We start from the raw sequence: 12,734 nt of genomic DNA on the forward strand, positions 1-12,734 counted from the left end.
CTATAATTCGACAACGATGAAAAGGAGCGATACTTTATGAAGAATGAGGATGTTTTGGCTTCGCGGGAGCGGGGGATAGCAAATGTATCTGGTCAGGCCACTCGCCATGTAAATACTCATCAACAAGAAGTGGCTCTGATTAAAGTTCCTTTTGGATTAGCTGGTGCTAGAAATGGGGCCGAGTTAGGCCCTGATGAACTGATCACCGCCGGGTTGAAGCGTGAAATTGCGAGTTTGGGGTTTCTCTTGAATAGAGAGGTGCGTGTGGATTGCCCTACACAATCAGCAACTTCACTTGGGCGCAAGACGGTAAAGTATCTGAATGAGGTTCAGCAGGTCAGTGAGTATGTGTGTCAAGAAGTAGCATCTGCTCTTGAAGAGGAAGCCTTTCCAGTTGTGCTTGGGGGAGACCATAGTGTAGCCATCGGTACTTTGGCCGGGTTAACTGCTCATTACAGCAATTTAGGTGTGATCTGGTTCGATGCTCATGCAGACTTGAATACCGAAGAACATAGTTTGACTGGGAATATGCATGGAATGAGCGTGGCTGCGTTTCTGGGGCATTCGGCTTTTAATTTGTCACAGATCAGAGGTGCTGGTTCCTTTGTGAATCCGTCCAATCTGGTGTATATCGGACTTCGTGATCTGGATGAGTACGAGAAGGAGCAGATCAGAGCACTGGGCATTCGAGCTTTTACGATGCATGATATTGATCGATTGGGGATGCAACAGGTCATTGATCAGGCGATGATGATTGCGGGAGATGGGACGGACGGTATTCATGTTAGCTTTGACATGGACTGCCTTGATCCGCGTGAAGCGCCAGGGGTGGGGACACCTGTACCGGGTGGGTTGAGTTATCGAGAAGCGCATTTTGCAATGGAGTGTTTAGCTACGAGCAACCAGGTTGTATCTATGGAATTGGTCGAAGTGAACCCGCTACTTGATCAGAACCGGCATACGGCACGGCTTGGTGTTGGATTAATTGCATCTTTGTTAGGGAAATCTATTCTATAGAAGGAAGCGGAAAGTGCTCAGAGGGAACAGGTATGATCTATAAGGTATGTTGCAGGGGAGTTGTGTTATTGGTCGGTTGAAATATTTTGCTGATCATATACGCGGCTTCCCTGTATTTATTACGTTAATAAATGTTGTGGTACAGCTGTGATCGTTCGTCTGATGTCATATTACAGTTTCTATCCGGTTTCGGTTTGTGATTTGTGAAATGAGCGCGACGTCGCGAGTGTATTACACAGCTTCATAAGTTGGATATGGTTTCTTAAAGTTCATGTCTATAATGATATAAGTCCTAGTTTATATGAGGGAATCTGATGGAATTTTATATTTTTAAAATAAGTATTGCATTGTTATGTCATACATGGTATATTCTAATTCCGGCCAAGAAAACACAGCTTACATGGTGCGGCAAGCCATTGAAAACAAGCTTCGAAAGAAACTTAAAAAAAGAGCTTGCAAAGTTGGTTCGGACATGATATTATATAAGAGTTGCTGAAACGAACTGGTTTCGGTAGCGAGAACAAGTTTGATCTTTGAAAACTGAACAACGAGTGAGTAAACATTCTGCTTGCAGAATGACGTGAAGGTTTTTGGTACATGCCATCTGGCTGTATGAAAACTGGAACACAAATGAGATTTTTAATCTCGTCAGATTCAAAATGAGCTTATCGCTCTTTTCAATACCCCGATGAGTTTCACCGCGTTTAACGACGCTGACGAAATTCATCTTTATTGGAGAGTTTGATCCTGGCTCAGGACGAACGCTGGCGGCATGCCTAATACATGCAAGTCGAGCGGACTTGAAGAGAAGCTTGCTTCTCGGATGGTTAGCGGCGGACGGGTGAGTAACACGTAGGCAACCTGCCCTCAAGCTTGGGACAACTACCGGAAACGGTAGCTAATACCGAATACTTGTTTTCTTCGCCTGAAGAGAACTGGAAAGACGGAGCAATCTGTCACTTGGGGATGGGCCTGCGGCGCATTAGCTAGTTGGTGAGGTAACGGCTCACCAAGGCGACGATGCGTAGCCGACCTGAGAGGGTGATCGGCCACACTGGGACTGAGACACGGCCCAGACTCCTACGGGAGGCAGCAGTAGGGAATCTTCCGCAATGGGCGAAAGCCTGACGGAGCAATGCCGCGTGAGTGATGAAGGTTTTCGGATCGTAAAGCTCTGTTGCCAGGGAAGAACGCTTGGGAGAGTAACTGCTCTCAAGGTGACGGTACCTGAGAAGAAAGCCCCGGCTAACTACGTGCCAGCAGCCGCGGTAATACGTAGGGGGCAAGCGTTGTCCGGAATTATTGGGCGTAAAGCGCGCGCAGGCGGTCATGTAAGTCTGGTGTTTAATCCCGGGGCTCAACCCCGGATCGCACTGGAAACTGTGTGACTTGAGTGCAGAAGAGGAGAGTGGAATTCCACGTGTAGCGGTGAAATGCGTAGAGATGTGGAGGAACACCAGTGGCGAAGGCGACTCTCTGGGCTGTAACTGACGCTGAGGCGCGAAAGCGTGGGGAGCAAACAGGATTAGATACCCTGGTAGTCCACGCCGTAAACGATGAGTGCTAGGTGTTAGGGGTTTCGATACCCTTGGTGCCGAAGTTAACACATTAAGCACTCCGCCTGGGGAGTACGGTCGCAAGACTGAAACTCAAAGGAATTGACGGGGACCCGCACAAGCAGTGGAGTATGTGGTTTAATTCGAAGCAACGCGAAGAACCTTACCAGGTCTTGACATCCAACTAACGAGGCAGAGATGCGTTAGGTGCCCTTCGGGGAAAGTTGAGACAGGTGGTGCATGGTTGTCGTCAGCTCGTGTCGTGAGATGTTGGGTTAAGTCCCGCAACGAGCGCAACCCTTATATTTAGTTGCCAGCACTTCGGGTGGGCACTCTAGATAGACTGCCGGTGACAAACCGGAGGAAGGTGGGGATGACGTCAAATCATCATGCCCCTTATGACCTGGGCTACACACGTACTACAATGGCCGGTACAACGGGCTGCGAAATCGCGAGATGGAGCCAATCCCAACAAAGCCGGTCTCAGTTCGGATTGCAGGCTGCAACTCGCCTGCATGAAGTCGGAATTGCTAGTAATCGCGGATCAGCATGCCGCGGTGAATACGTTCCCGGGTCTTGTACACACCGCCCGTCACACCACGAGAGTTTATAACACCCGAAGTCGGTGGGGTAACCGCAAGGAGCCAGCCGCCGAAGGTGGGATAGATGATTGGGGTGAAGTCGTAACAAGGTAGCCGTATCGGAAGGTGCGGCTGGATCACCTCCTTTCTATGGAGAATCGTCTTCTGCAACGAAGACATTCAAATCTAATCTAGCCAGGTCGGCTAGTTACTCACTCGTTGCTCAGTTTTGAGAGCTCAAACTCTCAAAACTTCTCGTTGATTCGACCGACACATCCGTGAACGGCCCGAACCAAACGATTTGTTCTTTGAAAACTAGATATCGAAACGAAACAAACGCGAATTAGAACATTCCTTTTTAGCTGAACTTGTGTATAACAAGTTTCAATAAAAACGGTAGATAATGCAATTGCGATGGTATCGGGTGGGAGCGACTTTTGGCTTTGGACGTAGTCCAAAACAAGGGAAGCGAGCAGACGAAACCGGAGCATATGGTTAAGCTACTAAGAGCACACGGAGGATGCCTAGGCGCTAGGAGCCGATGAAGGACGTGGCGAACAACGAAACTGCCTCGGGGAGCTGTAAGCAAGCTTTGATCCGGGGATGTCCGAATGGGGAAACCCAGCTGGGGTAATATCCAGTTACTCATAACTGAATACATAGGTTATGTAGAGGCATACCAGGGGAACTGAAACATCTAAGTACCCTGAGGAAGAGAAAACAATAGTGATTCCGTCAGTAGCGGCGAGCGAACGCGGAGAAGCCCAAACCAAAGAGCTTGCTCTTTGGGGTTGTGGGACGTCTCACATGGAGTTACAAAGGAACCGGTTAAGCGAAGAGGTCTGGAAAGGCCCGCCAAAGAAGGTAAAAGCCCTGTAATTGAAAGTCTGTTCCCTCCGAGACGGATCCCGAGTAGTGCGGGGCACGTGAAACCCCGTATGAATCCGGCAGGACCATCTGCCAAGGCTAAATACTTCCTAGCGACCGATAGTGAAGCAGTACCGTGAGGGAAAGGTGAAAAGCACCCCGGAAGGGGAGTGAAATAGAACCTGAAACCGTGTGCTTACAAAAAGTCAGAGCCCGTTTTAGGGGTGATGGCGTGCCTTTTGTAGAATGAACCGGCGAGTTACGTTCCCGTGCAAGGTTAAGGTGAAGAGCCGGAGCCGCAGCGAAAGCGAGTCTGAATAGGGCGAATGAGTACGTGGACGTAGACCCGAAACCGGGTGATCTACCCCTGTCCAGGGTGAAGGTGCGGTAACACGCACTGGAGGCCCGAACCCACGCATGTTGAAAAATGCGGGGATGAGGTGGGGGTAGCGGAGAAATTCCAATCGAACTCGGAGATAGCTGGTTCTCCCCGAAATAGCTTTAGGGCTAGCCTCGGAAAACAGAGTCGTGGAGGTAGAGCACTGATTGGGTGCGGGGCCCGCAAGGGTTACCAAGCTCAGTCAAACTCCGAATGCCATAGACTTACTTCCGGGAGTCAGACAGTGAGTGCTAAGATCCATTGTCAAAAGGGAAACAGCCCAGACCATCAGCTAAGGTCCCCAAGTGTGTGTTAAGTGGGAAAGGATGTGGAGTTGCACAGACAACCAGGATGTTGGCTTAGAAGCAGCCACCATTGAAAGAGTGCGTAATAGCTCACTGGTCGAGTGACTCTGCGCCGAAAATGTAACGGGGCTAAACACACCACCGAAGCTATGGCTTGATGCTTTGCATCAGGGGTAGGGGAGCGTTGTATAAGGGTTGAAGGTGTACCGTAAGGAGCGCTGGACATTATACAAGTGAGAATGCCGGTATGAGTAACGAAAAGATCAGTGAGAATCTGATCCGCCGAAAGCCTAAGGGTTCCTGAGGAAGGCTCGTCCGCTCAGGGTAAGTCGGGACCTAAGGCGAGGCCGAAAGGCGTAGTCGAAGGACAACAGGTCGAAATTCCTGTACCACCGTAAATCGTTACGAGCGATGGGGGGACGCAGTAGGGTAGTGACGCAGGCTGATGGATGCCTGTCCAAGCAGTAAGGCTGGTTAGTAGGCAAATCCGCTAACCGTAAGGCTGAGCTGTGATGGGGAGTGAAAATTACAGTAGCGAAGGTCATGATCTCACACTGCCAAGAAAAGCCTCTAGCCAGATGAAGGTGCCCGTACCGCAAACCGACACAGGTAGGCGAGAAGAGAATTCTAAGGCGCGCGGAAGAACTCTCGTTAAGGAACTCGGCAAAATGACCCCGTAACTTCGGGAGAAGGGGTGCCCCGGTAGTGTGAATAGCACGAGGGGGCCGCAGTGAAAAGGCCCAAGCGACTGTTTAGCAAAAACACAGGTCTGTGCGAAGCCGTAAGGCGAAGTATACGGGCTGACGCCTGCCCGGTGCTGGAAGGTTAAGGGGAGTGGTTAGGGAGTAATCCCGAAGCTGTGAACCGAAGCCCCAGTAAACGGCGGCCGTAACTATAACGGTCCTAAGGTAGCGAAATTCCTTGTCAGGTAAATTCTGACCCGCACGAATGGCGTAACGACTTGGGCGCTGTCTCAACGAGAGATCCGGTGAAATTTTAATACCTGTGAAGATGCAGGTTACCCGCGACAAGACGGAAAGACCCCATGGAGCTTTACTGCAGCTTGATATTGAATTTGGGTACGATCTGTACAGGATAGGTGGGAGCCTTTGAAGCGTGAGCGCCAGCTTGCGTGGAGGCACCGTTGGGATACCACCCTGATCGTATCTAGGTTCTAACCTGGTACCGTAAACCGGTGCGGGGACAGTGTCAGGTGGGCAGTTTGACTGGGGCGGTCGCCTCCTAAAGAGTAACGGAGGCGCCCAAAGGTTCCCTCAGAATGGTTGGAAATCATTCGAAGAGTGCAAAGGCATAAGGGAGCTTGACTGCGAGACCTACAAGTCGAGCAGGGACGAAAGTCGGGCTTAGTGATCCGGTGGTACCGCATGGAAGGGCCATCGCTCAACGGATAAAAGCTACCCTGGGGATAACAGGCTTATCTCCCCCAAGAGTCCACATCGACGGGGAGGTTTGGCACCTCGATGTCGGCTCATCGCATCCTGGGGCTGAAGTAGGTCCCAAGGGTTGGGCTGTTCGCCCATTAAAGCGGTACGCGAGCTGGGTTCAGAACGTCGTGAGACAGTTCGGTCCCTATCTGTCGTGGGCGTAGGAAATTTGAGAGGAGCTGTCCTTAGTACGAGAGGACCGGGATGGACGTACCGCTGGTGTACCAGTTGTTCCGCCAGGAGCACCGCTGGGTAGCTATGTACGGACGGGATAAGCGCTGAAAGCATCTAAGCGTGAAGCCCCCCTCAAGATGAGATTTCCCAGTATGTAAGACCCCTTGAAGACGACGAGGTAGATAGGCTGGGGGTGGAAGTGCAGTAATGCATGGAGCTGACCAGTACTAATCGGTCGAGGGCTTATCCAATAGCAAGTTGTAAATCGCGTACGTTTCGTTTCGAATCTAGTTTTCAGAGAACAACACTCTGAATGAAGTGAAAATCGGTACATCACGGAATGTGTGTATGATTTTCAGTTCTGATTGATATGGAAGAAGCTATGCTTCGACCAATCGCGTTTGGTGGCGATGGCGGAGGGGTTCCACACGTACCCATCCCGAACACGACCGTTAAGCCCTCTAGCGCCGATGGTACTTGGACCGCAGGGTCCTGGGAGAGTAGGACGCCGCCAAGCGATTCCCTTTGGGGTATTTTTTTTGCCCCCTCGTTAGGGATATGGGATGTATATGTGGGCCTTTAGCTCAGTTGGTTAGAGCGCACCTCTGATAAGGGTGAGGCCGGTGGTTCGAGTCCACCAAGGCCCATAGTAACTGCATAAGAAATACATGAATGGGGCCATAGCTCAGCTGGGAGAGCGCCTGCCTTGCAAGCAGGAGGTCAGCGGTTCGATCCCGCTTGGCTCCACCATTCCCTGATAGCTCAGTTGGTAGAGCACTCGACTGTTAATCGAGTTGTCACAGGTTCGAGTCCTGTTCGGGGAGCCATGGAGAGGTGTCCGAGCTGGCCGAAGGAGCACGATTGGAAATCGTGTAGGCGTCACAAGCGTCTCGAGGGTTCGAATCCCTCTCTCTCCGCCATAATTCTTTTTTAGTGAGGCCCGTTGGTCAAGGGGTTAAGACACCTCCCTTTCACGGAGGTAACAGGGGTTCGAATCCCCTACGGGTCATATTTTCGGAGGCTTAGCTCAGCTGGGAGAGCATCTGCCTTACAAGCAGAGGGTCGGGGGTTCGATCCCCTCAGCCTCCACCATATATTTTTTTAAATGACGCGGGGTGGAGCAGCCCGGTAGCTCGTCGGGCTCATAACCCGAAGGCCGCAGGTTCAAATCCTGCCCCCGCAATTGTAGCTTTCCTAACCGAAAGTGATCTGGAACCGTGGTGTAGTTGGCCTAACATGCCTGCCTGTCACGCAGGAGATCGCGGGTTCGAATCCCGTCGGTTCCGCCATTTTAATACTTTACACCGCGCCGGTGTAGCTCAACTGGTAGAGCAACTGACTTGTAATCAGTAGGTTGGGGGTTCAAGTCCTCTCGCCGGCACCATTTTAGTATTTTGCAATTAGAGGTTTATAAGTTGTATAATATAAGCTCTGATGGTAATACTAAAAACTCATGCTTTAAGGTTTGATTTTATGGCGATCGTGGCGAAGTGGTTAACGCACCGGTTTGTGGATCCGGCACTCGGGGGTTCAATTCCCCTCGATCGCCCCATAGTTTTCTTTATTGGGGATTAGCCAAGCGGTAAGGCAACGGACTTTGACTCCGTCATGCATAGGTTCAAATCCTATATCCCCAGCCATTTACTATGAGTCATTAGCTCAGTTGGTAGAGCACCTGACTTTTAATCAGGGTGTCGAAGGTTCGAATCCTTCATGACTCACTTTCATATTATGCGGTCGTGGCGGAATTGGCAGACGCGCACGGTTCAGGTCCGTGTGGGCTAACCCCCCGTGGAGGTTCGAGTCCTCTCGACCGCACCATATATTTTGCGGAAGTGGCTCAGCGGTAGAGCATCGCCTTGCCAAGGCGAGGGTCGCGGGTTCGATTCCCGTCTTCCGCTCCAATATTTGCGCCCTTAGCTCAGCTGGATAGAGCGTTTGACTACGAATCAAAAGGCCGGGAGTTCGAATCTCTCAGGGCGCGCCATTATTTCCTTTATATCGGGATGTAGCTCAGCTTGGTAGAGCACCTGGTTTGGGACCAGGGGGTCGCATGTTCAAATCGTGTCATCCCGATTTTTCGTTTATGCGGGTGTAGTTCAATGGTAGAACTTTAGCCTTCCAAGCTAATAGCGTGGGTTCGATTCCCATCACCCGCTTACGATTCAAAGAGTTCTTGCATAATGCAAGAACTCTTTTTTTATTTTTAGTGTGTATAAGTTGGCTTATACGGATCAAGTGAACCGTATGTTGGGGTTTTGTGGTAATCTATTCTTAATCAAAAGTAGAAAAGTTACAGGAGGTTGTTAAATGGGCCCTATTATATTCCTTGTCTTTGTGATGATCGCCATAATTATTTATGGAATTACCCAAACGAGAAAATCGAACAGATTAAAGAAAAAATATGGTGCAGCATTACATTCAGTCGGAATTCATTATTCAGGTCTACCTCAGGTGCCGGAGGGTAAGAAAGTGGATGTACTACTAGGTAACGGAAACTTATACATACAAGCAGATCAACAAATATTCGAGCTTTCACTAAGTAAAGTGAGTGGCGTACATCACCCTAACCAACGAGAAGTAATGAAATTCCAAAGTTTTCTGATTATTGGTTATCATATGAACGGCAGACATCGAAAAATAAAATTAGCTTTTTTTAAGTCTTCAGTAGCTAAAACTTTTTTATGGGAGATCGAGAGACAGTTGTTCACTAATAACTCAAGTAATGGGGTAATTCGATTGTAATTCGTGATCGCTTAGTTTTAGTGGTGTAGAATATACATAGTTAATATATGTCCCCCGGAAAAAGAACATTTGTCTTGTGAAAGCTAATGTTTAAATTATCGGATAAATATGATGAAAATCAAAAGCTCCTCCTGCTTCTATCTAAAGAAGCAGGAGGAGCTTTTGTTTCTACTGCATATCGCTTTACATTAATACCGTTCCAGGATGGTCTGTGTTTTCAGACCATCGGCAGGGATCAACCAGTTTTTGTTTTGAAGCAATTGTAGTAATTGGTTACGTAGACCAGATACGGTTGCTGCGTCATCTGTTTTGAATGAAACCTCGACGATATTTTCAATATCCGTACCTGCTGCGTTGCGGATCGGCCATACTTCCAGGGTAAGCTCCTGACCGTTCCATGTACCTTCATACCGTTGGAAGGTGATTGGGCCATAGGCACGGGCCTGTGTAAGTTGTTGTTTGCCCCAGTTGGAGGCAGACCAGTTTTTTAATTTACCGGGAAGCTTGTCCAATAGCAGATTCAAGGCATCCTTTTCGGAAGGCAACTGTGTGCCAGTTGTTTTGGTGTCTACTTTTTTCGTGTTGGAGAAGCTAAGTGTTTGTTTACCGTATCCCCAGTCAATTTCAGCCTCGTAGTTATCATCTGATGAATCGAAGCCTTCCTGATTTGCAAGTGTCAGTGCTGCATTGATATCCCCGTTAATGACAGGATAACGCTTCTTGTAGGTTAATTCGAAGTTGTTTTTATCATCCTTTTTGCGAAAACGGACGTTCCAACCTTGGGCATCCAATCCGAGAGCATTGGTGTCAAAGTACTCCACATTGATATTTCGTGGTGTAGCGTTAAGCCCCAGGGTCTGGATGACCTCACTGCGCGGTGTTCCATTGGCGTTTAACACAAGCTCCGGCTTGGCGAGGAACTTCACTTCATAAGCGGGAACGGCGTTGGCAGCAGCTGAAGCCTGCGGCGTATCCAGAAATGTTAGTCCACTTCCCAGGGTGACGATGCTCAGCATCAACGAGGCGGTTACTTTTTTCCATTTTTTCAAAACCAATCACTCTCCTAATCTGGATTAACGTACAGACCCCACTTTACCGTGCAAGTTTCTGAATACGATTAACGGGAAGCGCACATTACGTTAACCTTGCATAGATTTCATGAATGGCCCGCGATAGTTTATATAGGTTCAACCGATAGGCTGATGGAGTAAAGGCTGTGTGTTCATAACTTCGTGTAGAACTTCGATGAACCGATTGACCTGAACAGAAGGGTGGCGATCCTTGTTATGAACGGTATAAATATGGCGTGGTGCCTGCTCCCCCGGAATGGGAAGCACCTGAATAAGACCCTGCTGTTCCTCCCACTGAACGGCCATCCGCGACATGAAGGAGATGTGACCGCCAAGTAACACAAGCTGTTTGATCGCTTCCAGGGAATCCATCTCCACGGTGCTCCGCAGCCGGATATCGTGCTGTACAAGCCAGTGGTTGGTCAGCCTTCGCGTACTGGACTCATCACCGTGTAGAGCAAAAGGCACCTGTGCAATATCCTCAGGATGCAACGATTCTTTCTGAGTCAGCCCATGTTGCGGAGAGCAGATGAGCACAAGATCGTCCTCACATAACGTTTCAGCGTGTAATACCGACCCAACAAACGGTTCGGATGAGATGATGCCCAGATCAAGCTGATGCCGGATGACCATCTCGCGGATAACCGGGGCTGGTTTGACAGACAACAACATCCGAATACCCGGAAACTCTTGAGAAAACGTATGAAGCATCGCGGGTAGCAGGTATGTAGCCGGAACATAACTTGCTCCAATATGGAGCGTACCCCGGTACAGGCTATCGTATTCCTTGACGACGCGGCGGGCCTCCTGGGTTAGGGCATTGATTTTGACACTATAGTGAAGCAAGGCTTGTCCAGCTTCGGTCAGAAATGTTTTTCCACTGCGAGATTCGAATAAACGAACCCCCATCTCTTCCTCCAGTGACTTCATATGAAACGTAACCGTTGGTTGCTTGATGCCCAGAATCTCGGCCACACTTGTCATATGATGATACTTGTCGATCAGTTCAACAATTTGTAATTTGATCAGGTTCATGTTTCTCCCACACTCCTCTGTTCTACAACTTCGCGGTATGTATAATAATCCGATTCCTCCATGGAAAGCACATAGAAAATTCAATGAAAGATCATACCGTGTCTATCTATAGATTTAATCTATGAACATCAACAGAATTCATCTAAAAAGTTAATTCCCATTTTACAAACATAACAAACAACTCTCGAAAGCGAGCGTTAGACTGAAAACAGTACAAGAGCAGTTTAAAGGGGATAAGCTCAAGCAGAGCAATATTAACTAGATAAGCTAAAGCCAAAAGCAACAGAAGAAATCGAAATAACAGAGAAACACAATAACAGAGTAAAACAAGAGAGTAGTCCAAGGGATGTGCAATAAAAGTTTAGTAAAGAGGACAGGCAGGGGTGCTTATGAAACTGGAGTTAACAGGAATTCAAAAATCATTTCATCAAACGCCTGCACTATTGCCCACGGATCTGACGCTTGAACACGGAAAATTCACCACTTTGCTTGGCCCTTCGGGTTGCGGCAAAACGACGTTGCTCCGCATGATTGCCGGGCTGGAACAGCCGGATGCGGGGGAGATTCGTGCAGATGGGGAGTACTTCTACTCTACAGCAAAGCGGATTGATAAACCGACACACAAGCGTAATCTGGGCATGGTGTTTCAGGATTTTGCATTATGGCCGCATATGACGGTATATGAAAATGTAGCTTTTGGCTTGAAAGCAGGCAAACAGAAGGCTGATCTGCGGCAAAAGGTTAATGAAGCACTTGGCATGGTTCGACTGCAAGGCATGGAAGATCGGTATCCTCATCAGCTGTCGGGTGGACAGCAGCAGCGGGTTGCTTTTGCCAGAGCAGTAGCGGTGAAGCCGGGTGTTATCTTGTTTGATGAGCCGCTGAGTGCACTGGATGCTGTGCTGCGAGAAGAGATGCGGATTGAGATGATGTCACTGGTACGCGATATGGGACTCACTGCCCTGTATGTGACACATGATCAGATTGAGGCCATGTCGATGTCAGATGAGATCGTGGTGATGCAGAAGGGGCGGATTTTGCAAAAAGGTACCCCGGAAACGATCTACTCTGCGCCAAGTGACTCTTATGTCGCATCGTTTATCGGAAAGTCCAATTGGCTTACGCCAAACGAATCCATGGTTCGGCCGGAATATGTCACCTGGAACAAAACAAGCCACGATGATCTGGGCTACCCCGGAATTATTCTCAGCGTCAGCTATGTGGGAGAACGCTACGAGGTACGTGTGCAGATGGAAGGACTGGGCGTGTGGACAGCATATGCGAATCATAGATTAAGCGTTGGAGAGAAAATTCAGCTCTATGTCTCGCCGGAACGAATCTGCCGAATGCATGATGCGCAGAGCCAGGAGGGCAGTCCAAAGCTGGATATGAAACATGATATGAAGCCGAATGCTAGTGTTAAACAGCGAGAAGTGATCGCCGTAGCTCGATAGATAGCGACTTACAGTGAACTACAGCGACAAAGCTTTTCAAAACGTAAAGCACAATGAAATGAAGACAATAACAGAAAAAAATAAAGAAGATATGATCGAAGAAATG

Annotated in this window: 5 protein-coding genes, 17 tRNA genes and 3 rRNA genes; 23 read left to right on the plus strand and 2 right to left on the minus strand. The window is 48.8% G+C overall.

Features of this window, described 5'->3' with window-relative positions; all coding sequences use genetic code 11:
* Positions 1-36 precede the first annotated feature (36 nt).
* From rocF to MHI38_RS18050, 22 genes are all read left to right on the plus strand, one after another.
* Entirely contained in the window at positions 37-1,017 is a 981-nt protein-coding gene (gene rocF, locus MHI38_RS17945; protein ID WP_154892208.1) for an arginase, read from the plus strand.
* A 729-nt stretch (positions 1,018-1,746) separates the two neighbouring features.
* Positions 1,747-3,302, plus strand: a 16S ribosomal RNA gene (locus MHI38_RS17950).
* A 345-nt stretch (positions 3,303-3,647) separates the two neighbouring features.
* A 23S ribosomal RNA gene (locus MHI38_RS17955) occupies positions 3,648-6,575 on the plus strand.
* 149 nt (positions 6,576-6,724) lie between these two features.
* A 5S ribosomal RNA gene (gene rrf, locus MHI38_RS17960) occupies positions 6,725-6,841 on the plus strand.
* Together the 16S, 23S and 5S rRNA genes with 17 tRNA genes alongside form the textbook arrangement of a ribosomal RNA operon.
* Positions 6,842-6,897: 56 nt before the next feature.
* A tRNA-Ile gene (locus MHI38_RS17965) sits at positions 6,898-6,971 on the plus strand.
* Positions 6,972-6,998: 27 nt separating this feature from the next.
* Positions 6,999-7,074, plus strand: a tRNA-Ala gene (locus tag MHI38_RS17970).
* Position 7,075: 1 nt separating this feature from the next.
* Positions 7,076-7,151, plus strand: a tRNA-Asn gene (locus tag MHI38_RS17975).
* 1 nt (position 7,152) lies between these two features.
* Positions 7,153-7,244 (plus strand) — tRNA-Ser (locus tag MHI38_RS17980).
* A 17-nt stretch (positions 7,245-7,261) separates the two neighbouring features.
* Positions 7,262-7,333: transfer RNA gene (locus tag MHI38_RS17985), tRNA-Glu, on the plus strand.
* 7 nt (positions 7,334-7,340) lie between these two features.
* Positions 7,341-7,416 (plus strand) — tRNA-Val (locus tag MHI38_RS17990).
* A 17-nt stretch (positions 7,417-7,433) separates the two neighbouring features.
* Positions 7,434-7,507, plus strand: a tRNA-Met gene (locus MHI38_RS17995).
* 28 nt (positions 7,508-7,535) lie between these two features.
* Positions 7,536-7,613 (plus strand) — tRNA-Asp (locus MHI38_RS18000).
* A gap of 19 nt (positions 7,614-7,632) precedes the next feature.
* Positions 7,633-7,708: transfer RNA gene (locus tag MHI38_RS18005), tRNA-Thr, on the plus strand.
* 92 nt (positions 7,709-7,800) lie between these two features.
* Positions 7,801-7,876: transfer RNA gene (locus MHI38_RS18010), tRNA-His, on the plus strand.
* Between the two features lie 13 nt (positions 7,877-7,889).
* Positions 7,890-7,964: transfer RNA gene (locus MHI38_RS18015), tRNA-Gln, on the plus strand.
* Between the two features lie 8 nt (positions 7,965-7,972).
* A tRNA-Lys gene (locus tag MHI38_RS18020) sits at positions 7,973-8,045 on the plus strand.
* A gap of 12 nt (positions 8,046-8,057) precedes the next feature.
* Positions 8,058-8,145, plus strand: a tRNA-Leu gene (locus MHI38_RS18025).
* Positions 8,146-8,153: 8 nt separating this feature from the next.
* Positions 8,154-8,228: transfer RNA gene (locus MHI38_RS18030), tRNA-Gly, on the plus strand.
* A 6-nt stretch (positions 8,229-8,234) separates the two neighbouring features.
* Positions 8,235-8,311 (plus strand) — tRNA-Arg (locus tag MHI38_RS18035).
* A 15-nt stretch (positions 8,312-8,326) separates the two neighbouring features.
* Positions 8,327-8,400, plus strand: a tRNA-Pro gene (locus MHI38_RS18040).
* A gap of 12 nt (positions 8,401-8,412) precedes the next feature.
* Positions 8,413-8,483, plus strand: a tRNA-Gly gene (locus MHI38_RS18045).
* A 151-nt stretch (positions 8,484-8,634) separates the two neighbouring features.
* Positions 8,635-9,069 (plus strand): hypothetical protein, encoded by a 435-nt coding sequence (locus tag MHI38_RS18050; protein ID WP_154892068.1) that lies wholly within the window; start codon positions 8,635-8,637, stop codon positions 9,067-9,069.
* 188 nt (positions 9,070-9,257) lie between these two features.
* Here MHI38_RS18050 and MHI38_RS18055 read toward each other — a convergent pair whose 3' ends face one another.
* Positions 9,258-10,118 carry a hypothetical protein gene (locus MHI38_RS18055; RefSeq protein WP_154892067.1) on the minus strand — a complete coding sequence of 287 codons (861 nt, stop codon included), beginning with the start codon at positions 10,116-10,118 and terminating at the stop codon, positions 9,258-9,260.
* 138 nt (positions 10,119-10,256) lie between these two features.
* Positions 10,257-11,174, minus strand: a complete 918-nt coding sequence (locus MHI38_RS18060; RefSeq protein WP_154892066.1) for a LysR substrate-binding domain-containing protein — start codon at positions 11,172-11,174, stop codon at positions 10,257-10,259.
* A 389-nt stretch (positions 11,175-11,563) separates the two neighbouring features.
* On the opposite strand from MHI38_RS18060, the gene MHI38_RS18065 reads away from it, so the two are divergent.
* Positions 11,564-12,628 carry an ABC transporter ATP-binding protein gene (locus MHI38_RS18065; RefSeq protein WP_261769672.1) on the plus strand — a complete coding sequence of 355 codons (1,065 nt, stop codon included), beginning with the start codon at positions 11,564-11,566 and terminating at the stop codon, positions 12,626-12,628.
* Positions 12,629-12,734 lie beyond the last annotated feature (106 nt).

The organism is Paenibacillus sp. FSL K6-1558, from assembly GCF_038002565.1.
GTDB classification, from domain to species: Bacteria; Bacillota; Bacilli; order Paenibacillales; family Paenibacillaceae; genus Paenibacillus; species Paenibacillus polysaccharolyticus.